General features: G+C 52.9%; 17 protein-coding genes, 1 tRNA gene and 3 rRNA genes. 6 read left to right on the forward strand and 15 right to left on the reverse strand.

What is annotated here, in order from left to right; genetic code table 11:
• Window positions 1-34: 34 nt before the first annotated feature.
• Window positions 35-1,408 carry an oxygen-independent coproporphyrinogen III oxidase gene (hemN, locus tag ACSOSI_RS25595; RefSeq protein ID WP_476706347.1) on the reverse strand — a complete coding sequence of 458 codons (1,374 nt, stop codon included), beginning with the start codon at window positions 1,406-1,408 and terminating at the stop codon, window positions 35-37.
• 182 nt (window positions 1,409-1,590) lie between these two features.
• The gene (gene yihI / locus ACSOSI_RS25600) at window positions 1,591-2,145 is read right to left on the reverse strand and encodes a Der GTPase-activating protein YihI (protein WP_476706348.1); all 555 of its coding nucleotides are present in this window, start codon (window positions 2,143-2,145) and stop codon (window positions 1,591-1,593) included.
• Between the two features lie 748 nt (window positions 2,146-2,893).
• On the opposite strand from yihI, the gene yihA reads away from it, so the two are divergent.
• Entirely contained in the window at window positions 2,894-3,544 is a 651-nt protein-coding gene (gene yihA, locus ACSOSI_RS25605; RefSeq protein WP_012147554.1) for a ribosome biogenesis GTP-binding protein YihA/YsxC, read from the forward strand.
• A gap of 279 nt (window positions 3,545-3,823) precedes the next feature.
• Here the strand turns inward: yihA and spfP are convergent, their stop codons facing one another.
• Both spfP and polA read right to left on the reverse strand, forming a co-directional pair.
• On the reverse strand, window positions 3,824-3,871 hold the full coding sequence (gene spfP, locus ACSOSI_RS25610) for a small protein SpfP (protein ID WP_071892919.1): 48 nt from the start codon (window positions 3,869-3,871) through the stop codon (window positions 3,824-3,826).
• Between the two features lie 206 nt (window positions 3,872-4,077).
• On the reverse strand, window positions 4,078-6,882 hold the full coding sequence (gene polA / locus ACSOSI_RS25615) for a DNA polymerase I (protein WP_476706349.1): 2,805 nt from the start codon (window positions 6,880-6,882) through the stop codon (window positions 4,078-4,080).
• A 504-nt stretch (window positions 6,883-7,386) separates the two neighbouring features.
• Here polA and ACSOSI_RS25620 point away from each other — a divergent pair.
• Window positions 7,387-8,277, forward strand: coding sequence for an acyltransferase (locus ACSOSI_RS25620; protein ID WP_012147556.1), 891 nt, complete (start codon window positions 7,387-7,389; stop codon window positions 8,275-8,277).
• 44 nt (window positions 8,278-8,321) lie between these two features.
• On the opposite strand, the gene dsbA is transcribed toward ACSOSI_RS25620, so the two are convergent.
• The 3 genes from dsbA to ACSOSI_RS25635 form a co-directional block, all read right to left on the reverse strand.
• A complete protein-coding gene (gene dsbA / locus ACSOSI_RS25625) occupies window positions 8,322-8,945 on the reverse strand; it encodes a thiol:disulfide interchange protein DsbA (protein ID WP_112363675.1) in 624 nt (207 codons plus the stop codon).
• A gap of 29 nt (window positions 8,946-8,974) precedes the next feature.
• Window positions 8,975-9,961: a serine/threonine protein kinase gene (locus ACSOSI_RS25630; RefSeq protein ID WP_476706350.1), complete on the reverse strand. Its 987-nt coding sequence runs from the start codon at window positions 9,959-9,961 to the stop codon at window positions 8,975-8,977.
• A 104-nt stretch (window positions 9,962-10,065) separates the two neighbouring features.
• The gene (locus tag ACSOSI_RS25635) at window positions 10,066-10,335 is read right to left on the reverse strand and encodes a YihD family protein (protein WP_012147559.1); all 270 of its coding nucleotides are present in this window, start codon (window positions 10,333-10,335) and stop codon (window positions 10,066-10,068) included.
• A 152-nt stretch (window positions 10,336-10,487) separates the two neighbouring features.
• Between ACSOSI_RS25635 and mobA the strand changes: the two genes are divergently transcribed.
• The gene (gene mobA, locus ACSOSI_RS25640) at window positions 10,488-11,081 is read left to right on the forward strand and encodes a molybdenum cofactor guanylyltransferase MobA (protein ID WP_476706351.1); all 594 of its coding nucleotides are present in this window, start codon (window positions 10,488-10,490) and stop codon (window positions 11,079-11,081) included.
• The gene (gene mobB / locus ACSOSI_RS25645) at window positions 11,074-11,592 is read left to right on the forward strand and encodes a molybdopterin-guanine dinucleotide biosynthesis protein MobB (RefSeq protein WP_476706352.1); all 519 of its coding nucleotides are present in this window, start codon (window positions 11,074-11,076) and stop codon (window positions 11,590-11,592) included. Before mobA ends, mobB begins: the two co-directional genes overlap by 8 nt.
• A 70-nt stretch (window positions 11,593-11,662) precedes the next feature.
• Here mobB and rrf read toward each other — a convergent pair.
• The 4 genes from rrf to ACSOSI_RS25665 form a co-directional block, all read right to left on the reverse strand.
• A 5S ribosomal RNA gene (gene rrf / locus ACSOSI_RS25650) occupies window positions 11,663-11,778 on the reverse strand.
• Window positions 11,779-11,877: 99 nt separating this feature from the next.
• Window positions 11,878-14,786 (reverse strand): 23S ribosomal RNA (locus tag ACSOSI_RS25655).
• 250 nt (window positions 14,787-15,036) lie between these two features.
• Window positions 15,037-15,112 (reverse strand) — tRNA-Glu (locus tag ACSOSI_RS25660).
• Between the two features lie 143 nt (window positions 15,113-15,255).
• Window positions 15,256-16,798 (reverse strand): 16S ribosomal RNA (locus ACSOSI_RS25665).
• The 16S, 23S and 5S rRNA genes sit together here with 1 tRNA gene alongside, the layout of an rRNA operon.
• Before the next feature lie 524 nt (window positions 16,799-17,322).
• Between ACSOSI_RS25665 and ACSOSI_RS25670 the strand changes: the two genes are divergently transcribed.
• Both ACSOSI_RS25670 and mdtD read left to right on the forward strand, forming a co-directional pair.
• Entirely contained in the window at window positions 17,323-18,012 is a 690-nt protein-coding gene (locus ACSOSI_RS25670; RefSeq protein WP_476706353.1) for a FadR/GntR family transcriptional regulator, read from the forward strand.
• Window positions 18,013-18,075: 63 nt separating this feature from the next.
• Window positions 18,076-19,491, forward strand: a complete 1,416-nt coding sequence (gene mdtD, locus ACSOSI_RS25675; RefSeq protein WP_012147563.1) for a multidrug transporter subunit MdtD — start codon at window positions 18,076-18,078, stop codon at window positions 19,489-19,491.
• On the opposite strand, the gene rbsR is transcribed toward mdtD, so the two are convergent.
• From rbsR to rbsC, 4 genes are all read right to left on the reverse strand, one after another.
• Window positions 19,488-20,489 carry a ribose operon transcriptional repressor RbsR gene (gene rbsR / locus ACSOSI_RS25680; RefSeq protein WP_012147564.1) on the reverse strand — a complete coding sequence of 334 codons (1,002 nt, stop codon included), beginning with the start codon at window positions 20,487-20,489 and terminating at the stop codon, window positions 19,488-19,490. The two genes, mdtD and rbsR, sit on opposite strands and share 4 nt — an antisense overlap.
• A gap of 5 nt (window positions 20,490-20,494) precedes the next feature.
• A complete protein-coding gene (gene rbsK, locus ACSOSI_RS25685; RefSeq protein ID WP_261409516.1) occupies window positions 20,495-21,421 on the reverse strand; it encodes a ribokinase in 927 nt (308 codons plus the stop codon).
• Window positions 21,422-21,488: 67 nt separating this feature from the next.
• On the reverse strand, window positions 21,489-22,376 hold the full coding sequence (gene rbsB / locus ACSOSI_RS25690; protein WP_041419089.1) for a ribose ABC transporter substrate-binding protein RbsB: 888 nt from the start codon (window positions 22,374-22,376) through the stop codon (window positions 21,489-21,491).
• Between the two features lie 24 nt (window positions 22,377-22,400).
• A complete protein-coding gene (gene rbsC / locus ACSOSI_RS25695; protein ID WP_012147567.1) occupies window positions 22,401-23,366 on the reverse strand; it encodes a ribose ABC transporter permease in 966 nt (321 codons plus the stop codon).

Consider the following 23,366-nt stretch of genomic DNA (forward strand, 5'->3'; position numbering starts at 1 on the left):
ACAACGGCCGCTGTAGCGGCCGTTGTTTTACTCATCAAATAACCCGAGAGAATTGCTGAGTGCGCGCCTGTTGTCGCAGGTAGATATCAAAACACATGCAAATATTGCGGATCAGTAACCGACCGCGCGGTGTGACGCGAATACCCTGCTCGTCACGCTCCACCAGCCCATCACGTTCAAACGGTGCCAGCAGTTGCAGGTCTTCGGCAAAATAGCTGGCGAAGTCGATAGCGAACTGTTGCTCTATTGCCAGATAGTCCAGTTTGAAATTGCAGATCAGCGTTTTGATCACCTCACGCCGCAGACAGTCGTCTTCCGTCATCGCCAGGCCGCGCCACAAGGCATGCCCCTGCTCTTCTACGCTACTGTAATAGGTCTTCAGCTCTTTCTGGTTCTGGGCATAGCTGTCCCCCAGCATGCTGATGGCGGATACGCCCAGCCCCAGCAAATCGCTGTCACCCTGAGTGGTGTACCCCTGGAAGTTGCGGTGCAGTTTCCCTTCGCGCTGTGCCACAGCCAGTTCATCATCCGGGCGGGCAAAGTGGTCCATGCCGATAAACTGATAGCCGGACTCGGTCAGCGAGGCGATGGTCTGCTGCAGGATATCCAGTTTCTGCTGCGCGCTCGGCAAATCCGCATCTTTGATTTTGCGTTGGGCTGCAAACAGGTTCGGCATGTGGGCGTAGTTAAATACGCTGAGGCGATCCGGGTTGAGTTCCGCCACCCGCTGCAGGGTGTAAGCAAAGCTCTCCGGCGTCTGCTTTGGCAGCCCGTAGATCAAATCAATATTGGTGGAGTTAAAGCCCAAAGCCTTGGCGCGAGCGATCAGAGCGAAGATAAAGGTTTCATCCTGCTCACGGTTCACCAGCCGCTGCACTTCTTTATTGAAATCCTGCACCCCCATGCTCAGGCGATTAAAGCCTTCGCTGCGTAAATGATCGAGCACATCCAGCTCAATCTCGCGCGGATCGACTTCGATCGACATTTCCAAATCGGGGAGAAAATCAAAGTGTTGGCGCAGCATTGCCACCAGCTTGCTGATTTGCGACTTGCTCAGATAGGTCGGTGTGCCGCCACCCCAATGCAACTGACCAACTTTACGCCCGGCAAACAGAGGCGCGCGCTGGGCGATTTCCTGTGCCAGCACCGCCAGATATTCATCGGCCTTGTGCGTCTGACGCGTCACCAGTTTATTGCAGCCACAGAAATAGCAGAGTTTGTGGCAGAAAGGGATATGCACATACAGCGACAGCGGACGTTCTGGATAGCGCTCAGCAGCGCGTTGAAACGCCGCTTCGTCATAGCCCTGGTTGAACTCCAGCGCTGTGGGGTATGAGGTATAACGCGGCCCTGAATAGTTATATTTCTGGATCAGGGCCAGATCCCAGACAATTGCCTGCTCTGACATGCTCACTCCTTCCGATATTTTTTTCTACCGGGCCGGGAAATGGGCAGTTGTCTACGCTGTCTGGCCGCGGAAGCGCTGCGAAAACGCGTTTTGCGTTTAGACAGCCGCCATAGTTTACCGAATAACCACAGCAGATAACACATCAAGAGTAGGGCTATTGTCAGGATCAGCCACATGACGCGTTAAATTACGTCTTTCGGGTTACCGCCTTTCAGCAGCTTCAGGATATCTTCCCGCTTCTCTTCTTCTTCTTCTTCGTCGTCATCACCCAATTCAATGCCCAATTGCTCCATCAGGGCATCGATACGATCCAGCGTCTGATCAACATATTTCTGATCTTCGTCGCTCAGAGTCTCGCCGTCATCAATGCGATCCAGCAGTGCGTCCAGACGCTCATCGTTTTCCAGCTTGGCCAGTTCTTCTTCCGGCGTCAGACGTGGCTTAGGCTTGGCTTCAGCTTTCGGCTTGGGTTGCGGTTTGGCTTTTGGCTTATCTTCAACCACCAGCGCTACCGGCACTTTGCTGCCGATACGCGGATCTTTGGTCTGGGCCGCCGCTTTATTTTTTTGATTGGTGGACTCAACCTGGGTGCGAGAACCGGAAGCGAGACCACGGCGTTTTTTCGCACGCTTGTGTTCACGGGCTTCCTGATCGAGCTCCGCGCGGCTTTTCTTTTTGTTTTTCGGCGTCGCCGCGCTGCTGCGTGGGGCGCGAGGTGCTTTTGATGGCTGGTTCATAGCGTATGCTCTTAGGTATGTAGATTCAGTATAGAGATAGATGCTATACGATTGCGGCGGAATCTAGCAGAAAGCGGACAAAGAAAAAAGGCGGCAGGTTAAACCTGCCGCCTATTTGCACCCTCTTTCGAAGGATATTCCTGCTACGCGTTCCGTGCGCACACTCAACATCCTGGTTTTTCCTTTTGCTATAAACGCATTCCCTGCCGCACTACGTCCTTCATCCTGAAAGAAAAATCGTCCCTGGCACAATCCCTGCACATCCACTCTTCCTGAGCGCGCTTCCTGCGGGCATCCAAATTGCAGTGACTTCACCATCCTTGTGCTATTCGCAAATTCAGATGCAAATAGGTCAATTCCTTCTGGGTTCATCCTGGCACTCCAGCACTTCCTGTGCACTCCATGAGATTTATCACCCTTCCCGGATGTTCCTTAATCCTGCACAGCCTTGTGCTGCAACCTACTTTACGCTATCAGGAGTTAGGCTCAAGGTAGCTGCCGGGCAATTGGCATAACAAAAAATACATCGGAGAATTAACATTCTGTTTTTAAAGGTAAAGAATAAAAACAGCTTTCGAATAAAGCGACATTGCCCCCTATTCGAATGGCGAATGTCTCACAAGCTCGCAGAGGTCTGACTGCCACGCCCTGCTGGCCCGATGCTTAAAAACAGAGAAACACACCATTTTTACCGCTGATGCAGTTATAATCGCCAACCAGTTAGCCATCCTTGCGGAGACGAAAAATTTTGACCAGCAAGAATTACAATTATCATGTGACCCATTTCGTCACCAGTGCGCCCGATATTCGCCATCTTCCGGGGGATGAAGGTATTGAAGTTGCGTTCGCCGGTCGCTCTAATGCCGGTAAGTCCAGCGCGTTAAATACCCTGACCAACCAGAAAGGTCTGGCGCGTACCAGTAAAACGCCGGGCCGTACCCAGCTGATTAACCTGTTTGAAGTGGAAGAAGGCATTCGCCTCGTCGACCTGCCAGGTTATGGCTACGCCGAAGTTCCTGAAGAGATGAAACGCAAATGGCAGCGTGCGCTGGGTGAATACCTGCAAATGCGTAACTGCCTGAAAGGCCTGGTGGTGCTGATGGATATCCGCCATCCGTTGAAAGATCTCGACCAACAGATGATTCAGTGGGCCGTCGAAGTCGGTACGCCGGTCCTGCTCCTGCTGACCAAAGCGGACAAGCTGGCATCTGGCGCGCGCAAGGCGCAGCTCAATATGGTGCGTGAAGCGGTAGTGCCGTTTATGGGCGATATCCAGGTTGAAGCCTTCTCCTCACCGAAAAAAATCGGCGTCGACAAGCTGAGCCAGAAACTGAACACCTGGTTTAACGAGATCCCACCGGAAGTACTGCCGGAAGATGACGACACCGCCGGCGAATAACAACGCCCCAGGTGCCGCAGTAGCCGATGTGGAAACGCATCGGCTTTTTTACGTCTGCGATCCGCGAAATCAGGCCTTTTTCGTTATCTAATTACAGTTTTGACTGAAAATCATCATAAATTCTTATGACCATTTAACGATGAGAACTCAGCGGATGAGCAAATTCAGGGGATAAAACGAGGAAAAAGCGTTTCGGATAGAATAGGAAAAACTTATGGCTTGGCTTTGTTTTTACAATAAAAAACGCCCCAGTCAATACTGACTGGGGCGGCTAAATATTCAGCCAAATCCGATTACGTGAAGTAAAAGGTCTGAAAGATAGAACATCTTACCTCTGTACCCTACGCGAGTAACTTTACATGATTTTTTCGCAGTGCAAAAGAATTTTTTGTAGTTTACTTACACAGTTTAGAGCGTAATAACGGCGAGGTTGCGGAAACAATCGCCGTATCTTGTAGCTTAATTACAAAAACTGCTTAGGTTATCGCCAGTTAGCTCTGCCATTGAAAGCTGGCTGACGAACCGCCGCATTATCAGTGCGCTTCATCCCAGTTGGCACCCACGCCAACGTCGACTTTCAGCGGCACGGCCAGCGCCATGCTGTTTTCCATCAGCTCTCGGATACGCTGATTGGATTCCTCAAGCACCGACTCATGTACCTCGAACACCAGTTCATCGTGTACCTGCATAATCATCCGCACCAGCGGCTTCTCCTGAGCTTGCAGCCAGGCGTCCACCTCGATCATCGCACGTTTGATGATGTCGGCTGCCGTCCCCTGCATTGGGGCATTAATCGCCGCTCGCTCGGCCGCCTTGCGACGCATACCGTTGCTGGAGCTGACATCCGGCAGATACAGACGGCGGCCATCCAGCGTGCTGACGTAGCCCTGGCTGGCGGCCTGCTGGCGGGTGCGCTCCATATACTCCAGCACGCCCGGATAACGTTCGAAGTAAAGATCCATGTAGCGCTGCGCTTCACCGCGTGGGATCCCTAACTGGCGCGCCAGACCAAATGCGCTCATGCCATAAATCAGGCCGAAGTTAATCGCCTTGGCGCTACGGCGCTGCTCGTTGGTCACCTTATCGAGCGGCAGGCCAAACACCTCGGCCGCCGTGGCGCGGTGAATATCCTCACCGGCCGCAAAGGCTTTCAACAACCCCTCATCCTGCGATAGGTGAGCCATAATACGCAGTTCAATTTGTGAATAGTCGGCAGCAACAATGCGGTAGCCTTCAGGAGCAATAAATGCCTGACGGATACGGCGCCCTTCGTCGTTACGCACCGGAATATTCTGCAGGTTGGGATCGCTGGAAGAGAGACGCCCGGTAGCCGTCACCGCCTGGTGATAGGAGGTATGCACCCGACCACTGACCGGATTAATCATCAGCGGCAGCTTGTCGGTATAGGTGGTTTTCAGCTTCGCCAAGCCACGGTATTCCAGAATTACCTTCGGTAATGGGTAATCCAGCGCCAACTCAGCCAGCACTTCTTCATTAGTCGAAGGTGCACCGCCCGGAGTTTTCTTCAGTATTGGCAACTTTTGTTTTTCGTACAGGATCGCCTGCAACTGTTTGGTCGACGCCAGGTTGAAAGGCTCTTCCGCCAGTTCATGGGCCTGAATTTCCAACTCAGCCAGGCGCTTGGTCAATTCAATGGAGTGGGTGGCCAAAATGCTTTGATCAATCAGCACCCCGGTTCGTTCGATATGCGACAACACCGGCAACAGCGGCATTTCAATCTGATTGAAAACCGTCAACAGCTCGGCGCTTTCCTTCAATTGCGGCCACATCGCCAAATGTAATTGCAGCGTCACGTCCGCATCTTCAGCGGCGTAAGGTGCTACCTGCTCCAGTGCAATCTGGTTGAAGGTGAGCTGCTTTTTACCCTTACCGGCAATCTCTTCGAAGGTCACGGTTTTATGACCAAGGTAACGATCGGACAAGCTGTCCATATCGTGACGGCCGCCCACGCTGTCCAGCACATAGGACTCCAGCATGGTATCAAAGGCAATACCGCGCAGCGTAATGTCGTAACGCGCCAGCAGGCTCATATCAAACTTCAGGTTTTGCCCGACCTTCAGCGCTTTCTCGTCTTCCAGCAGCGGCTTCAGCGCAGCCAGGACATGAGCGCGATCCAACTGCGTTGGCGCATCAAGATAGTCATGTGCCACCGGCAGATAAGCGGCTTCACCCGGAGCAATGGCAAATGACAGACCGATCAGGTTAGCGGTCAGAGTATCCAGGCCGTCGGTTTCGGTATCAAACGCGAACACTTCGGCTTTTTTCAGTTTTCCCAGCCACTCAGTGAAGGTGTCTTCATCCAGAATGGTGACGTAACCCTCTTGCGATAGCGTTGCTTCTGCCGGGGCTTTTCCGGTTTCCGCCACTGCACTGGCAGAAGATTTCGCCGCGCTGGTTGCTTTCACACCGGCACCTTTCTTGCCTTCCAGCCAAACGCCGGCTTCGACATCTGCCAGCCAGCGCTTAAATTCATACTGTTTGAACAACTGTTGCAACGTATCGACGTCCAGCGGAGACACCTGGAGATCGGCGCAGGTAATATCCAGCTCAACGTCAGTTTTGATAGTGGCCAGCTTGTAAGAGAGGTATGCCATCTCTTTGTTCTGCTCCAGTTTGGCCGCCATGGTCTTGGCTCCACGGAAGCTGAGCGTGGCGATACTGTCCAGATTCGCATAGAGCACATCCAGTCCACCCAGGCCCTGTAACAGCCCCTGCGCGGTCTTCTCACCCACGCCTGGTACGCCTGGGATGTTATCCGAGGCATCCCCCATCAGCGCCAGGAAGTCGATAATCAGCTCCGGCGGAATACCGTATTTGTCGCACACTTCCTGCGGGCCGAGAATGGTGTTGTTCATGGTGTTGATCAAGGTGACGTTCGGCGTGACCAACTGCGCCATGTCTTTATCGCCAGTGCTGATCAGCACCGCATGACCGGCCTTTTCAGCTTCCAGCGCCAGCGTGCCTATGACGTCGTCGGCTTCAACGCCGGGCGTGACCAACAGCGGCAGGCCCATGGCCTTGACCATTTTGTGCAACGGCTCGATTTGCGCGCGCAGATCGTCCGGCATAGGTGGCCGGTGTGATTTGTATTCTGCGAACAGCTCATCACGGAAGGTTTTTCCTTTGGCATCAAACACCACCGCAACATGGCTTGGCTGGTACTGCAGCAATAGGCTACGCAGCATATTCAGCACGCCGTACATTGCCCCGGTCGGTTCACCCGCGGAGTTGGTCAGCGGAGGGAAGGCGTGATAAGCGCGGTAGAGGTAAGAGGAACCGTCAACCAGGATTAGTGGGTTTTCTGCAATTTGAGCCATAGCGTTACTTTATCTTTATCGTGATCGGACATGGCGGTAAGCATGCCATAGCTGGCCGCTGGAGACGAACCTTAGAGTGCAATGAAGATGAAAATCATGCGATCTTGCGAAGCGATCCGCAAGATCCTGCCTGTGGATAACTTTGTGCATAGAAAAGACAGCAAATTATAACGATGCATTTATCGTTATAAGCGCAAATAAAATTCCTATTGAAATCACTGCGTTAAATTGCGTTATTTTAATTGAGGGTATTTATCGACTTTTACACAATTTGTGGATATATCTTGCACCCAATTTTAATCGCACTATTTATCAAATTTGGCGCCTCAATTACCATAGCACAAGATGAGCAAGTTGCACGAAAACGCAGCAAATGCCTATTTCCTCCTCTTTAAAACAGTTACTGTTAACGGGCGCTTTCCCCCTATGGTTTCTGTTAAAATATTTTTTTGTTCATGCATACCGGCATGTAACGCTGTTACCAACAACCGTCAGCCCATAACCATGCCAAGATTGTTATCCCCTGTTATTTTTATACTTTCTGCCCTGCTCGCCATTTTGGTGACCGTACTCTGTTCAGTCCCGATCACGCTGGCCGGTATCATTAAGCTACTGGTGCCCTTTCCTGCCGTCTGGCGACGTATCTCAGCCTTTGCCGATTTTATGATGTGGTGCTGGTGCGTAGGGTTGGCACTGCTATTACGCATTAATGGGCAATTGCGTTGGGATATTGAAGGGCTGGAAGGGCTGGAACGAAAAAACTGGTATCTGCTGATCAGCAATCACGAAAGTTGGTCGGATATTGTGGTGCTGTGCGTGTTGTTCCGTAACCATATTCCAATGAATAAATACTTTCTTAAGCAACAGCTAGCCTGGGTGCCCTTTGTCGGCCTGGCCTGCTGGGCGCTGGATATGCCATTCATGAAACGTTATTCACGTGCCTATTTGCTTAAACACCCAGAAAAACGCGGTAATGACATCGAAACCACGCGCCGTTCCTGCGAAAAATTCCGTAAGCGCCCAACCACCATCGTCAATTTTGTAGAAGGCTCGCGCTTTACTGAAGCCAAGAAAATTAAAACCAACTCGCCCTACCGCAATTTACTGGCCCCAAAAGCCGCCGGCATTGCTTTTACACTCAGTGCATTAGGTAAGCAGTTCGATAAAGTGTTAAACGTCACCCTGCTTTATCCTGAGAATACTGAGCGGCCTTTTCTGGATATGCTGTGCGGACGATTGAAACGCGTGGTGGTAAGAATTGAGCTGCTGCCAGTCGATGAAACCATGCATGGCGATTACTTTAACGATAAGCAGTTTAAGCGGCGCTTCCAGCTTTGGCTGAATACACTGTGGCAGGATAAAGACCGGCTGCTGGATAAGTTGAAGCAATCGTAAAGTAAAAAAAGCCGGCTAAGCCGGCTTTTCACTTTAAATTTCGGTTACTTCTGCTCGCTGAGGAATTTAACCACTTCGGCGAATTGCTTCACGTAAGCATCCATCGAGCTGGTATCCAGGCCATCGTTTTTAACCATGTATTTGCCGTTAACAAATACTGCCGGCACACCACGCAGTTGCAGATCTTCTGCAGCTTTCTCTTGTTGAACCACCAGAGATTTAACCACGAAGCTGTTCAAGGCCCCATCATAATCAGCCGCACTCACGCCAGCCTTCACAAACACATTGCGGATATCATCCGGAGTTTGCACGGTCTGGGTTTTCTGCACCGCTTCAAACATCAGCGGGCTAACTTTATCTTCCACGCCCAGCGCCATTGCCACAGCCCAGGCCTGAGTCAGTTGTTTACCCAACGGCCCCAGGAATTCAACGTGGTACTTGGTCATTTTAGTGCCCGCAGGCAGCGCTTTTTTCACATTTTCGGAAACGTGATACACCTGCTCGAACTGATAGCAGTGCGGGCAATAGAAGGAAAAGAACTCCAGTACCTGAGGTTCACCGGTCACCGGCTTATCCAGGGTTACGTACTGAGTACCATCGCTAAATTGCGCAGCCGAGGCACTGAATGCCATTACCATGCCAACGAGTGCCAACCATATTTTCTTCATAAGACTAAACTCTCCATTGTGTTAAAGCTTCAATACATTGGCATCAGCTGCAGAGGGGGTTCCTGCAACAGCTTAACCTGCTCGGTGAATGCCGCCGTCTGAGATAACCAAAAATCAGACTCCGCCATCCACGGAAAACTTTTAGGAAACGCGGGATCTTGCCAACGGCGAGCAACCCATGCCAGGTAGTACACCATGCGCATGGCCCGCAGCGGCTCGATCAACGCTAATTCACTTTGATCAAACTCGGCAAACTCGGAGTAAGCTTCCAGCAGAATATCTAACTGCATCAAGCGATCGCGACGTTCACCATGCAACAGCATCCACAGATCCTGTATTGCCGGCCCATTTCGCGCGTCATCCAGATCAACAAACAGCGGACCATCACGCCACAGGATATTGCCCGGGTGGCAATCACCGTGCAAACGTCGCAGCTGCCAGTCCAGATGCCAATGTTGCTTAATCGCCTCAATCAACCTGTCGGTCGCATTCAGGAAATTTTCGCGCTGGGCCTTCGGCAACAGTTCACAGCTAGCCAATACCTGACGTGGCGCAGTGAGATATTCCTCAATGCCCATTGTCGGGCGCTTCACAAACAGGCTTTCACTGCCTACCTGATGAATACGCCCCAGGAAACGCCCCACCCACTCCAGTTGATCGAGATTATCGATCTCATACTGCCGCCCGCCAACGCTGGGAAAAACAGTAAAAAAGAAACCGCTGTGTGTATGCAGCGTTTGGCCCTGCAGGGCCAGTGGCGCAACTGCCGGGATCTCTGCCAGGGCAAGATCATGAGAGAACTGATGTTCTTCACCAATTTGCTCTGCACTCCAGCGTTCAGGCCGATAAAACTTCACCACGTAACGCTTACGATCTTCGTCCATAAACTGATAGACGCGGTTCTCATAGCTGTTAAGCGCTGTCAGCCCGGAATCTACGCGCAGACCAACACCCTCCAACGCGTCCATAATCAGGTCGGGCGACAGGGTCTGAAAATTAAAAGCTGAGTTGTTCATAACAACATTCGGTTTCGGTTGGTGACATCACTGTGCCGGGAATGAGAAATAGTAGCATTAATGGCAGGTTTCACGAGTAACTGGTTCACCTTAGCGCACGAATGCTAATCCTTGATCACCCCACGGGCACGAAGCAATGCCGTTTTGAAGTCTTCTTCGTAATCCTTTTTCAGGCCAGGGATCTGTTCGGTGCCGGCGCTACCACGCATTTTCAGATGGTAGATCAGGATATCATCGCTCAGGTCAGCCAGATTGCCCTGAAAACCGGCTTCCTGTGCCAGCTTTTGCAAAAACGGGATCAGGTTAAGATCCGGATCTTCCTGCCAGGCCGGCTGTAGCAGCTCAATCAGCTCGTTTACGCGGTGCGTTTTCATCGCAATATCATCCAATAGAATCAATAAACACACAAAGTAACAGGCTTAACAACGCAGTGAAAGAAGCAGCTTGTCAATAAAGGTAAATCCTGATGTCGCCCCCTCTTTAGCGCTACAATCAGGGCGTTAGCCATAAATTCGGGATGATGGATATGCATGAGGAGATTACCGGCATTATTTTAGCCGGTGGGCGCGCCACACGTATGGGCGGGGAAGATAAAGGCCTGATTCAGATTGCCGGCATACCTCTGTATCAGTACGTACTTTCTCGGTTACGCCCGCAGGTAAGCCTGATGGCCATCAGTGCCAATCGTAATCAGGCGCGCTATGGTGAAAGCGGTCTGCCAATCGTCAGCGATCTGACACCAGACTTTTCTGGCCCGCTAGCAGGTATGCTGGCCGGATTGAAACACGCGGCCACCGAATGGGTCGTTTTTGTCCCCTGCGACGTCCCCGATTTTCCCGCTACGCTGGTTGATCAACTCTGGCAACAGAAAGGCAGCTCTCTGGCCGCCTATGCCAGCGATGGAGAGCGGGCACACCCCACACTGGCACTGTTGCATACCAGCCTGGCGCCTCAGTTAAAAGAGTATCTGGCCCGTGGGGAACGCAAGTTGATGTTGTTCCTGGATGCGGCAGGTGCGCGACAAATAGCGTTCAGTGGCCAACAAGCAGCATTCCATAATCTTAATACCCGGGAAGACTGCCTGCGCTGGCAGCAGGAAAAAGGACTCACCAATGCATAATGCTCTTCCCCCCCTGCTGGCGATTGCCGCCTATAGCGGAACGGGTAAAACTACGCTGCTTAAGCAATTAATTCCTTTATTAAAGCAGCGGAAAATCCGCGTAGGACTGATCAAGCATACGCATCATGATATGGACGTGGATACACCAGGCAAAGACAGTTATGAACTGCGCAAAGCGGGCGCCGACCAAACCTTGGTCGCCAGCGATCGTCGCTGGGCATTAATGACCGAAACGCCGGAACAGCAACCTTTGGATCTTCAGTATCTGGCCAGTCGTTTTGATCGTAGCAAGGTGGATATGATTTTAGTCGAGGGGTTTAAACATGAGCCCATCAGTAAAATCATTCTCTATCGTGAAGAGATAGGCAGGCCGCTTGAAGATATGTTGGATGAGTTCGTTATCGCCGTTGCCAGCGATAAATCGATAGCGGTCAAGACAAGATCCCTGGATCTCAACCAACCGGAGAGCATCGCCGATTTCATCACCGAATGGCTGAAAGGCGCAGCGTAGCTGCGTCTTTTTTGTCTTTTGCACACAGCAAAAAGGCCATCCTTGCGGATGGCCTCTTGGCTTAATTGATGCCTGGCAGTGTCCTACTCTCGCATGGGGAGACCCCACACTACCATCGGCGCTACGGCGTTTCACTTCTGAGTTCGGCATGGGATCAGGTGGGACCACCGCGCTATTGCCGCCAGGCAAATTCTGTTTCATTCTTGGCCGTTACCTCAGTAACCACCAGAACCAATCTCGGAACATCGCTGAAAATCTCTCAAATCAAAACACTTTTGGTGTTGTAAGGTTAAGTCTCACGGATCATTAGTACTGGTTAGCTCAATGCATCGCTGCACTTACACACCCAGCCTATCAACGTCTTAGTCTTAAACGTTCCTTCAGGGGAATCAAGTTCCCAGGGAAGACTCATCTCGAGGCAAGTTTCGCGCTTAGATGCTTTCAGCGCTTATCTTTTCCGCACTTAGCTACCGGGCAATGCCATTGGCATGACAACCCGAACACCAGTGGTGCGTTCACTCCGGTCCTCTCGTACTAGGAGCAACCCCTCTCAATCTTCCAACGCCCACGGCAGATAGGGACCGAACTGTCTCACGACGTTCTAAACCCAGCTCGCGTACCACTTTAAATGGCGAACAGCCATACCCTTGGGACCTACTTCAGCCCCAGGATGTGATGAGCCGACATCGAGGTGCCAAACACCGCCGTCGATATGAACTCTTGGGCGGTATCAGCCTGTTATCCCCGGAGTACCTTTTATCCGTTGAGCGATGGCCCTTCCATTCAGAACCACCGGATCACTAAGACCTACTTTCGTACCTGCTCGAGCCGTCACTCTCGCAGTCAAGCTAGCTTATGCCTTTGCACTAACCTCACGATGTCCGACCGTGATTAGCTAACCTTCGTGCTCCTCCGTTACTCTTTGGGAGGAGACCGCCCCAGTCAAACTACCCACCAGACACTGTCCTCACCCCGGATCACGGGGCCGAGTTAGAACATCAAACATTAAAGGGTGGTATTTCAAGGTTGGCTCCACGCAGACTGGCGTCCACGCTTCAAAGCCTCCCACCTATCCTACACATCAAGGCTCAATGTTCAGTGTCAAGCTATAGTAAAGGTTCACGGGGTCTTTCCGTCTTGCCGCGGGTACACTGCATCTTCACAGCGAGTTCAATTTCACTGAGTCTCGGGTGGAGACAGCCTGGCCATCATTACGCCATTCGTGCAGGTCGGAACTTACCCGACAAGGAATTTCGCTACCTTAGGACCGTTATAGTTACGGCCGCCGTTTACTGGGGCTTCGATCAAGAGCTTCGCCTTGCGGCTGACCCCATCAATTAACCTTCCAGCACCGGGCAGGCGTCACACCGTATACGTCCACTTTCGTGTTTGCACAGTGCTGTGTTTTTATTAAACAGTTGCAGCCAGCTGGTATCTGCGACTGGCTTCGGCTCCGAGAGCAAGTCTCTTCACCTACGCGCCAGCGTGCCTTCTCCCGAAGTTACGGCACCATTTTGCCTAGTTCCTTCACCCGAGTTCTCTCAAGCGCCTTGGTATTCTCTACCTGACCACCTGTGTCGGTTTGGGGTACGATTCTGTGTTACCTGATGCTTAGAGGCTTTTCCTGGAAGCTTGGCATCAACTACTTCTGCACCGTGGTGCATCGTCATCACGCCTCAGGGTTGAATAAGCAACCGGATTTACCAGGTCACTCCCCCTACACGCTTAAACCGGGACAACCGTCGCCCGGCTAGCCTAGCCTTCTCCGTCCCCCCTTCGCAGTAACACCGAGTACAGGAATATTAACCTGTTTCCCATCGACTACGCCTTTCGGCCTCGCCTTAGGGGTCGACTCACCCTGCCCCGATTAACGTTGGACAGGAACCCTTGGTCTTCCGGCGAGCGGGTTTTTCACCCGCTTTATCGTTACTTATGTCAGCATTCGCACTTCTGATACCTCCAGCAACCCTCACAGGCCACCTTCAACGGCTTACAGAACGCTCCCCTACCCAACAACGCCTAAGCGTCGCTGCCGCAGCTTCGGTGCATGGTTTAGCCCCGTTACATCTTCCGCGCAGGCCGACTCGACCAGTGAGCTATTACGCTTTCTTTAAATGATGGCTGCTTCTAAGCCAACATCCTGGCTGTCTATGCCTTCCCACATCGTTTCCCACTTAACCATGACTTTGGGACCTTAGCTGGCGGTCTGGGTTGTTTCCCTCTTCACGACGGACGTTAGCACCCGCCGTGTGTCTCCCGTGATAACATTCTTCGGTATTCGGAGTTTGCATCGGTTTGGTAAGCCGGGATGGCCCCCTAGCCGAAACAGTGCTCTACCCCCGAAGATGAGTTCACGAGGCGCTACCTAAATAGCTTTCGGGGAGAACCAGCTATCTCCCGGTTTGATTGGCCTTTCACCCCCAGCCACAAGTCATCCGCTAATTTTTCAACATTAGTCGGTTCGGTCCTCCAGTTAGTGTTACCCAACCTTCAACCTGCCCATGGCTAGATCACCGGGTTTCGGGTCTATACCTTGCAACTATTCGCCCAGTTAAGACTCGGTTTCCCTACGGCTCCCCTATACGGTTAACCTTGCTACAAAATATAAGTCGCTGACCCATTATACAAAAGGTACGCAGTCACCCAACTAGTAGGCTCCCACTGCTTGTACGTACACGGTTTCAGGTTCTATTTCACTCCCCTCGCCGGGGTTCTTTTCGCCTTTCCCTCACGGTACTGGTTCACTATCGGTCAGTCAGGAGTATTTAGCCTTGGAGGATGGTCCCCCCATATTCAGACAGGATGTCACGTGTCCCGCCCTACTCATCGAACTCACAATTAATGCATTTTAGTGTACGGGACTATCACCCTTTACTGTGCGACTTTCCAGACGCTTCCACTAACACAAGAACTGATTCAGGTTCTGGGCTCCTCCCCGTTCGCTCGCCGCTACTGGGGGAATCTCGGTTGATTTCTTTTCCTCGGGGTACTTAGATGTTTCAGTTCCCCCGGTTCGCCTCATACGACTATGTATTCATCGTATGATAGTGCAACGAATTGCACTGGGTTTCCCCATTCGGGTATCGCCGGTTATAACGGTTTATATCACCTTACCGACGCTTATCGCAGATTAACACGCCCTTCATCGCCTCTGACTGCCTAGGCATCCACCGTGTACGCTTAGTCACTTAACCTCACAACCCAAAAGCGTCTCTTGTAAACAAATAGACACAATTGCGCTGCTACATTTGAGAGACTCTATGACAGGTTAATCCTTACTCCAATACTTCTACGGAGGAGTAAGTTTCAGCTGTCATGTTTCAATTTTCAGCTTGTTCCAGATTGTTAAAGAGCAATATCTTAAACACGACTCGTTAAAGTCATCTTTAAGATATTTTCGGCGCAGCAAGCACCGGTGATAATGTCTTTCACTCATTATCGGAATGGCGTCCCCAAGGGGATTCGAACCCCTGTTACAGCCGTGAAAGGGCAGTGTCCTAGGCCTCTAGACGATGGGGACACGAAATTCCGATCAGACTCTCGTCTTAATCGGTTCGTATCAGCATGAGTCAGAGACTCATTACATCAACAGGTAGCGCTTTTGCTCATTACTTTTCTATCAGACAATCTGTGTGAGCACTTCACGCAATCAATATCATTAGGTAAGGAGGTGATCCAACCGCAGGTTCCCCTACGGTTACCTTGTTACGACTTCACCCCAGTCATGAATCACAAAGTGGTAAGCGCCCTCCCGAAGGTTAAGCTACCTACTTCTTTTGCAACCCACTCCCATGGTGTGACGGGCGGTGTGTACAAGGCCCGGGAACGTATTCACCGTAGCATTCTGATCTACGATTACTAGCGATTCCGACTTCACGGAGTCGAGTTGCAGACTCCGATCCGGACTACGACGTACTTTATGAGGTCCGCTGGCTCTCGCGAGTTCGCTTCTCTTTGTATACGCCATTGTAGCACGTGTGTAGCCCTACTCGTAAGGGCCATGATGACTTGACGTCATCCCCACCTTCCTCCGGTTTATCACCGGCAGTCTCCTTTGAGTTCCCACCATTACGTGCTGGCAACAAAGGATAAGGGTTGCGCTCGTTGCGGGACTTAACCCAACATTTCACAACACGAGCTGACGACAGCCATGCAGCACCTGTCTCAGAGTTCCCGAAGGCACTAAGCTATCTCTAGCAAATTCTCTGGATGTCAAGAGTAGGTAAGGTTCTTCGCGTTGCATCGAATTAAACCACATGCTCCACCGCTTGTGCGGGCCCCCGTCAATTCATTTGAGTTTTAACCTTGCGGCCGTACTCCCCAGGCGGTCGACTTAACGCGTTAGCTCCGGAAGCCACGCCTCAAGGGCACAACCTCCAAGTCGACATCGTTTACAGCGTGGACTACCAGGGTATCTAATCCTGTTTGCTCCCCACGCTTTCGCACCTGAGCGTCAGTCTTTGTCCAGGGGGCCGCCTTCGCCACCGGTATTCCTCCAGATCTCTACGCATTTCACCGCTACACCTGGAATTCTACCCCCCTCTACAAGACTCTAGCTTGCCAGTTTCAAATGCAGTTCCCACGTTAAGCGCGGGGATTTCACATCTGACTTAACAAACCGCCTGCGTGCGCTTTACGCCCAGTAATTCCGATTAACGCTTGCACCCTCCGTATTACCGCGGCTGCTGGCACGGAGTTAGCCGGTGCTTCTTCTGCGAGTAACGTCAATGCAATGTGCTATTAACACACTACCCTTCCTCCTCGCTGAAAGTGCTTTACAACCCGAAGGCCTTCTTCACACACGCGGCATGGCTGCATCAGGCTTGCGCCCATTGTGCAATATTCCCCACTGCTGCCTCCCGTAGGAGTCTGGACCGTGTCTCAGTTCCAGTGTGGCTGGTCATCCTCTCAGACCAGCTAGGGATCGTCGCCTAGGTGAGCCATTACCCCACCTACTAGCTAATCCCATCTGGGCACATCTGATGGCGTGAGGCCCGAAGGTCCCCCACTTTGGTCCGAAGACGTTATGCGGTATTAGCTACCGTTTCCAGTAGTTATCCCCCTCCATCAGGCAGTTTCCCAGACATTACTCACCCGTCCGCCGCTCGTCACCCAGAGAGCAAGCTCTCTTGTGCTACCGCTCGACTTGCATGTGTTAGGCCTGCCGCCAGCGTTCAATCTGAGCCATGATCAAACTCTTCAATTAAAAGCTTGATTTGCTTCAACTCGTGAAGCGATGCTCGAAAATTAACTTTCGTAATAGTCATTCAGTTGGACAAGCCAACAAAACAACTTATTGCTTGGTCACTCTTCAAGACTTGATATTTTTTCGAACCCGAAGGTTCTGGATATCGTCTTGTGGAGTGCCCACACAGATTGTCTGATAAATTGTTAAAGAGCAGTGAGTTAGCCGCCGTAGCTTGCTATCTCGAGGTGGCGTATATTACGCTTTTCACCCGAAGAGTCAAGCGTTTATTTCGCTTTTCTCTTTCCGACTGGGCGACTTGGTTCTCGTTAGAGGAGTCGTTGTTCCCGGTCAGTGGAGGCGCATTATAGGGAGTTCTCAGAAGGCCGCAACCCCTAAATGCAAAAAACTTTTCAAGCGCGGATTATTTCAACAAAGCGCTGCACAAGTCAGCGTTTTCGTCACTTTTTCCGGTAAACAGCCACAAAAGCTGGCGATCCGTAGAGTAAAATAAGAGTAACAATGTCAGTTAAGGACTCGCAGCCATGCAATTTAATGCTCAACAACAGGCCGCCCAACGCAATCTTTCTTATCTACTTGCAGAAAAACTCGGCCAACAAATTCTGGCAGGCTATTATCAGGCCGGCAGCATCCTGCCCGGAGAGATGGAACTGGGCGAACAATTCGGCGTTAGCCGCACGGCGGTACGCGAAGCGGTGAAGATGCTGGCAGCCAAAGGCATGTTATTGCCCCGACCACGCATTGGGACCCGGGTGATGCCGCAAAGCCAGTGGAACTTTCTCGATCAGGATTTGCTGACCTGGTGGATGACCAAGGAAAACTTCGATCAGGTCATGCAGCACTTCCTTATATTGCGCACCTCTCTGGAACCTCAGGCCTGCTCACTGGCGGCGGCCAATGCCAGCCATCAGCAAACCGCACGACTGGCCGAACTGATGGCGGAAATGCGCGCCCTGCATATCCAGTTCGACCGAGAGCACTGGATCCAGGTGGATACCCAATTCCACCAGCTCATCTATGAAGCCAGCGGCAACCCATTTCTGACCTCATTTGCCAATCTGTTCAGTTCGGTATATCAAAGTTACTTCCGCGCCATCACCGGCAACGAAGTAATTAAGCTCCAGCACCACCAGGCCATCGTCGATGCGATACTCGCCGGTGACAGCGCGGAGGCATTAACCGCCTGCCAGGTTTTGCTCAGAGAGAAAGACTAACGCCCCTACTTATATATAGAAGAAGATGAAAGGGACGAAGACGACAGTTAACCGGAACTCACAATGACTAAATCCGCGCGCAGTATGGCAGGACTACCCTGGATCGCCGCCATGGCGTTCTTTATGCAGGCACTGGATGCCACCATCCTCAATACGGCGTTGCCGGCGATAGCCCAAAGTCTTGAGCGCTCGCCGTTGGCGATGCAGTCGGCGGTTATCAGCTATACCCTGACGGTAGCGATGCTGATCCCGGTCAGCGGCTGGCTGGCGGATCGCTTCGGTACCCGCCGGGTGTTTATCATCGCCGTTTCTCTGTTTACTCTCGGTTCGCTGCTGTGTGCGCTTTCTCCGACGTTAAGCCTGTTGGTAACTTCACGAGTCATTCAGGGTGTCGGCGGTGCGATGATGATGCCGGTGGCGCGCCTGGCTCTGCTGCGCGCCTACCCACGCAGCGAGCTGTTACCGGTGCTGAACTTCGTGACCATGCCGGGGCTGGTTGGGCCGATCATGGGGCCGATGCTGGGCGGTTGGCTGGTGACCTACGCCACCTGGCACTGGATTTTCCTTATCAATATCCCGATTGGCCTGCTCGGCATCTTCTATGCGCGTAAATATATGCCGGACTTTACCACCCCCAAGCGCCGCTTCGACTTCATTGGCTTTATGCTGTTTGGCCTGAGCCTGGTGTTGGTTTCTACCGGGCTGGAACTGTTTGGTGAGCAGGTGCTGGCCAGCTATATCTCATTGGGCATTCTGCTCAGCGGCGTGGTGATGCTGTTCGGCTATATCGCCCATGCCCGCAGGCATCCTCAACCGTTGATTGGCCTGGACCTGTTCCAGACCCGAACCTTCTCGGTGGGGATTGCCGGTAACGTCGCCTCACGGCTGGGCACCGGCTGTGTACCCTTCCTGATGCCACTGATGTTGCAGGTGGGTTTCGGTTACTCGGCGATTATTGCCGGTTGCATGATGGCGCCGACCGCGGTCGGATCATTGATGGCGAAATCCACCGTCACTCAGGTGCTGCGCTGGTTCGGTTATCGTAAAACGCTGGTCGGCATCACCGTCATTATTGGCGTGCTGATTGCCCAGTTTGCGCTGCAAAGCCCAGGAATGCCGCTGTGGTTGATGATCCTGCCGTTGTTCGTGCTGGGGATGGCGATGTCTACGCAATTCACCGCCATGAATACCATCAGCCTGGCAGATTTGAATGACGCCAACGCCAGCTCCGGCAATAGCGTGCTGGCAGTAACTCAACAGCTTTCCATCAGCTTCGGGGTGGCGATCAGCGCGGCAGTATTGCGTTTCTATCAAACCATGTCGCTGGGGACCATGGTCGATCACTTCCACTACACCTTTATTACCATGGGGATTGTCACCGTGGCCTCGGCGTTTGTGTTTATGTTACTGAGAAGAAAGGACGGCCGTAACCTGATCAGCGGCCAGGACCCGAAGAAACCGGTTAAAACCGCGGGTTAACGGTAACCGACCGAAGCACGCTCCACCAGCTCAGGGGTCAACACCAGAACCTGGGCTTCGCGGTCCGGGTTCTGCAGGCGGTTAATCAGCGTATCAATCGCCAACTCCCCCAGTGAATCTTTCGGTTGGTGAATAGTACTTAACGGTGGGGCCAGATATTTGGCCAGCTCTATATCATCGTAGCCCATCACCGCCATGTCTTGCGGCACCGACAATCCGGCCTGATACAGCGCCTGATAGGCACCTACGGCTACCGCATCGTTACCGGCGAATACCGCATGCGGGGGTTCAGCCAGCGCCAGCAGTTGCTTCATGGCATCCACGCCGCCTTCAAACTCAAAATCGCAGTGCACTTCGTACCCCGGCAAGACTGCCAATCCGGCGCGTTGCATGGCGCGACGGTAGCCTTCCAGCCGATGGCGCGCGGTAGTTTTATCCTGTGGGCCGGCGATGCAGGCAATCTTGCGATACCCACGGGCGATCAGGTGATCGGTCGCCATCTCACCGCCCAGCAGCGAGTTGTCCTGAATGATATCGTTGGCCCCTTCGAACGGCGCCCAATCCATCATGACGATCGGCAACGAAGGATAACGACTCAGCGCGTCCTGCGATGGCCGATGATTTTCGGTGCACATTAATAGCAAGCCATCGACGCGTTTTTGCAACAGCGTCTCCATGTTGCGATTCATGCGTGCGGCATCTTCTTCGGTATTGCACAGGATCAGACTGTAGCCACGCTCATAGCAACTGCGCTCAACGCCGCGCACGACTTCGGCATAAAACGGGTTATTGCTGGAGGTAACCAGCATACCGATGGTACGCGTCTGGTTTAGTTTGAGGCTGCGCGCCAGCGCAGAAGGCGCATAGTTCAGTTGTTCAACGGCCGCCATGACTTTGGCCCGCACGCTGTCGCTGACAAAGCGATTGTCATTAATGACGTGCGAGACCGTCGAGGTTGAAACGCCCGCCAGGCGGGCGACGTCTTTCATGGTGGCCAAGGGGATTACTCCTGCTGCTGCAAGAAGGTGTCGATCTCTTCGCGCCAGGGTACGGAAGGCTGAGCACCTGGACGGGTCACCGCAATGGCCGCCGCCGCATGGGCAAAGCGTACCGCATCCGCCATGGTTTTGCCTTCCAGCAGCGCCGTGACCAGCGCCCCGTTGAAGGTATCACCGGCGGCGATGGTGTCTACGGCTTTAACCCTGAAGCCGGGCACCAGCTTACCCTTGCCGTTTTCACTCAGCCAAACGCCACGGCTGCCGAGGGTGATGATCACAGTGGCAATGCCTTTATCATGCAAAGCCTGTGCGGCACGCGCGGCATCATCATCATTATTGACCGCAATACCGGTCAGGCGCTGGGCTTCGGTTTCGTTTGGCGTAATCATATCGATCATTGCCAATAATTCGTCCGGCAGTTCACGTGCCGGCGCAGGATTGAGGATCACCTGAGTCTGATGCTGTTTCGCCAGGCCGGCGGCGGCGATAACCGTCTCCAGCGGAGACTCGAGCTGCATCAACAACGCGTCGGCATCGATCACTTTTTGCTGGTAGCGAGCCAGATAGTCAGGAGTCACTGCCGCATTGGCGCCGGCATCAATGCCGATCACGTTCTCGCCTTCAGCATTAACAAAAATCAGCGCTACGCCGGTCGTGTTTTCGGCAATCGCCTCTATCGGTTGGGTATCAATGCGATCGGTAGCCAGTTGCTGACGAATGCGTTCGCCGATGTCATCAGCGCCCACGCAGGCGATAAAAGCGATATCCGCGCCGCTGCGCCCTGCCGCCACCGCCTGGTTGGCGCCTTTGCCGCCAAACGCCACTTTATACTGCTTCCCGATCACCGTTTCACCCGGACGGGGAAACTGCTCAATATTAAGGATATGGTCGGCATTGATACTGCCCAAAACCACCAGCTTACCTGTTGCCATCGCATTGATTCCTGAATTGTGCGCCATCATAAACGCCCCGTTTTGATGGCGCTGGTGCTACAGAATGTTATTTAGTGACCAGTTTCAGATCAACCGGGATAGTGGCCGGCACTTTTTCGCCTTTCAACACTTTATCCGCCGTTTCTACGCCGATTACGCCGATCTGATCCGGGCGCTGCGCCACGGTCGCAGCCAGTTTGCCGCCTTCAACCGCTTTCACGCCGTCAGCGGTGCCGTCGAAGCCTACCACGACCACGTCTGTTTTACCGGCGGTTTGCAACGCACGCAGCGCACCCAGCGCCATTTCATCATTCTGGGCAAATACCGCCTGCACGTCCGGATGAGCGGTCAGCAGGTTCTGCATCACGTTCAGGCCCTTGGTACGGTCAAAGTCTGCCGGCTGGCTGGCCAGCAGTTTGAATTTGTTCTGATCCAGCGACTGTTTAAAACCTTCGCCACGTTCACGGGCGGCGGAAGTACCGGCGATCCCTTCCAGCTGGATCACTTTAGCGTCCGTACCCACTTTTTTAGCGATAAAGTCACCGGCCATTTTACCGCCGACGCGGTTATCAGAAGCGATATGGCTGACCACTTCACCTTTGCTCGCCACACGGTCCAGGGTGATGACCGGGATCTTGGCCTGGTTGGCCATCTTGATAGCGTTGCCGACCGCATCGGAGTCGGTTGGGTTAATCAGCAGCAGCTTGGGCGCCTGCACCATCAGATCCTGTACGTTCGCCAGTTCCTTCGCCGGGTTATTTTGCGAGTCCAGCACCACCAGGTTGTAACCCAGCTTATTGGCTTCCTGCTGTGCGCCCTCTTTCATTGACACAAAGAACGGGTTATTCAGGGTAGAAACCACCAGCGCGATGGTGTCTTTAGCCAGCGCGTTAGCACTAAGGGAGGCGCTCAGCGCGAAGGCTGAAGCCAGAATTGCCAGTTTTTTCATTTTCATCATCGTGATTCCTGTAGGGGGAGGTTATTTGTTGCTTTTGTTCTCTACCAGAACCGCCAGCAGTATCACCACTGCCTTCACGATCATTTGGTAGTAGGAAGAAACACCCAGTAAATTCAGACCGTTGTTCAGGAAGCCAAGGATCAGTGCCCCGATCAACGTACCAACAATACGGCCCTTGCCACCGGCCAGGCTGGTACCACCCAGCACCACCGCGGCAATGGCGTCCAACTCATACCCGGTACCGGCGGTTGGCTGCGCGGAAGACAGGCGTGCCACTTCGATCACCCCCGCCAACGCCGCCAGCAGTCCACAAAGCGAATAAACGATAATCTTCACTTTATCGACGCTGATGCCGGACAGGCGGGTCGCCGCTTCGTTACCGCCCAGGGCATAAATATAACGGCCCAGACGAGTATGGTGCAGCATGTACCAGGCGGCGATAAACACGATCGCCATAATCCAGATTGGCGTGGGAACGCCCAGCGGACGGCCGATGCCGAACCATCCGAAGGTATCGGCCACGTCGGTAAAGCCGGTATTCACCGGGCTGCCGTTGGTGTACACCATGGTGACGCCGCGCAACAGCAGCATCATCACCAGAGTGGCAATAAACGCCTGCACCTTGCCTTTGGCCACGATCACCCCGGTACAGGCGCCGACTGCCGCCCCCAATGCCAGCGCTGCCGCCACGGCCACCACCGCGTTAACTTCAAAACCGACGATCGACGCCGCCACCGCACCGGTCAGCGCCAGCAGCGATCCCACCGACAGATCGATGCCGGAAGTGAGGATCACCAAGGTCATCCCCACCGCCATAATGGCGTTCACCGAGGTTTGCTGCAGAATATTGAACAGGTTGTTTACGGTGAAGAAATTCGGGCTCATTGAAGAGACCACGGCGATCAGCACCAGCAGAGCAATCAGTGATTTTTGCTCTAACAGCCACTCTTTACTGAACCAGCGTTTTGCCGCACTCTGGGAACTCAT

This window comes from Serratia sp. AR11 (assembly GCF_056376275.1).

Bases quoted from the DNA above. Each gene is read 5' to 3' on its own strand.
- yihI (WP_476706348.1), bottom strand. From the start codon at position 2,145: ATGAACCAGCCATCAAAAGCACCTCGCGCCCCACGCAGCAGCGCGGCG.
- polA (WP_476706349.1), bottom strand. From the start codon at position 6,882: ATGGCTCAAATTGCAGAAAACCCACTAATCCTGGTTGACGGTTCCTCT.
- ACSOSI_RS25620 (WP_012147556.1), top strand. From the start codon at position 7,387: ATGCCAAGATTGTTATCCCCTGTTATTTTTATACTTTCTGCCCTGCTC.
- rbsK (WP_261409516.1), bottom strand. From the start codon at position 21,421: ATGGCAACAGGTAAGCTGGTGGTTTTGGGCAGTATCAATGCCGACCAT.
- dsbA (WP_112363675.1), bottom strand. From the start codon at position 8,945: ATGAAGAAAATATGGTTGGCACTCGTTGGCATGGTAATGGCATTCAGT.
- mobA (WP_476706351.1), top strand. From the start codon at position 10,488: ATGCATGAGGAGATTACCGGCATTATTTTAGCCGGTGGGCGCGCCACA.
- mdtD (WP_012147563.1), top strand. From the start codon at position 18,076: ATGACTAAATCCGCGCGCAGTATGGCAGGACTACCCTGGATCGCCGCC.
- rbsB (WP_041419089.1), bottom strand. From the start codon at position 22,376: ATGAAAATGAAAAAACTGGCAATTCTGGCTTCAGCCTTCGCGCTGAGC.
- mobB (WP_476706352.1), top strand. From the start codon at position 11,074: ATGCATAATGCTCTTCCCCCCCTGCTGGCGATTGCCGCCTATAGCGGA.
- ACSOSI_RS25630 (WP_476706350.1), bottom strand. From the start codon at position 9,961: ATGAACAACTCAGCTTTTAATTTTCAGACCCTGTCGCCCGACCTGATT.
- ACSOSI_RS25670 (WP_476706353.1), top strand. From the start codon at position 17,323: ATGCAATTTAATGCTCAACAACAGGCCGCCCAACGCAATCTTTCTTAT.
- ACSOSI_RS25635 (WP_012147559.1), bottom strand. From the start codon at position 10,335: ATGAAAACGCACCGCGTAAACGAGCTGATTGAGCTGCTACAGCCGGCC.
- rbsC (WP_012147567.1), bottom strand. From the start codon at position 23,366: ATGAGTTCCCAGAGTGCGGCAAAACGCTGGTTCAGTAAAGAGTGGCTG.
- hemN (WP_476706347.1), bottom strand. From the start codon at position 1,408: ATGTCAGAGCAGGCAATTGTCTGGGATCTGGCCCTGATCCAGAAATAT.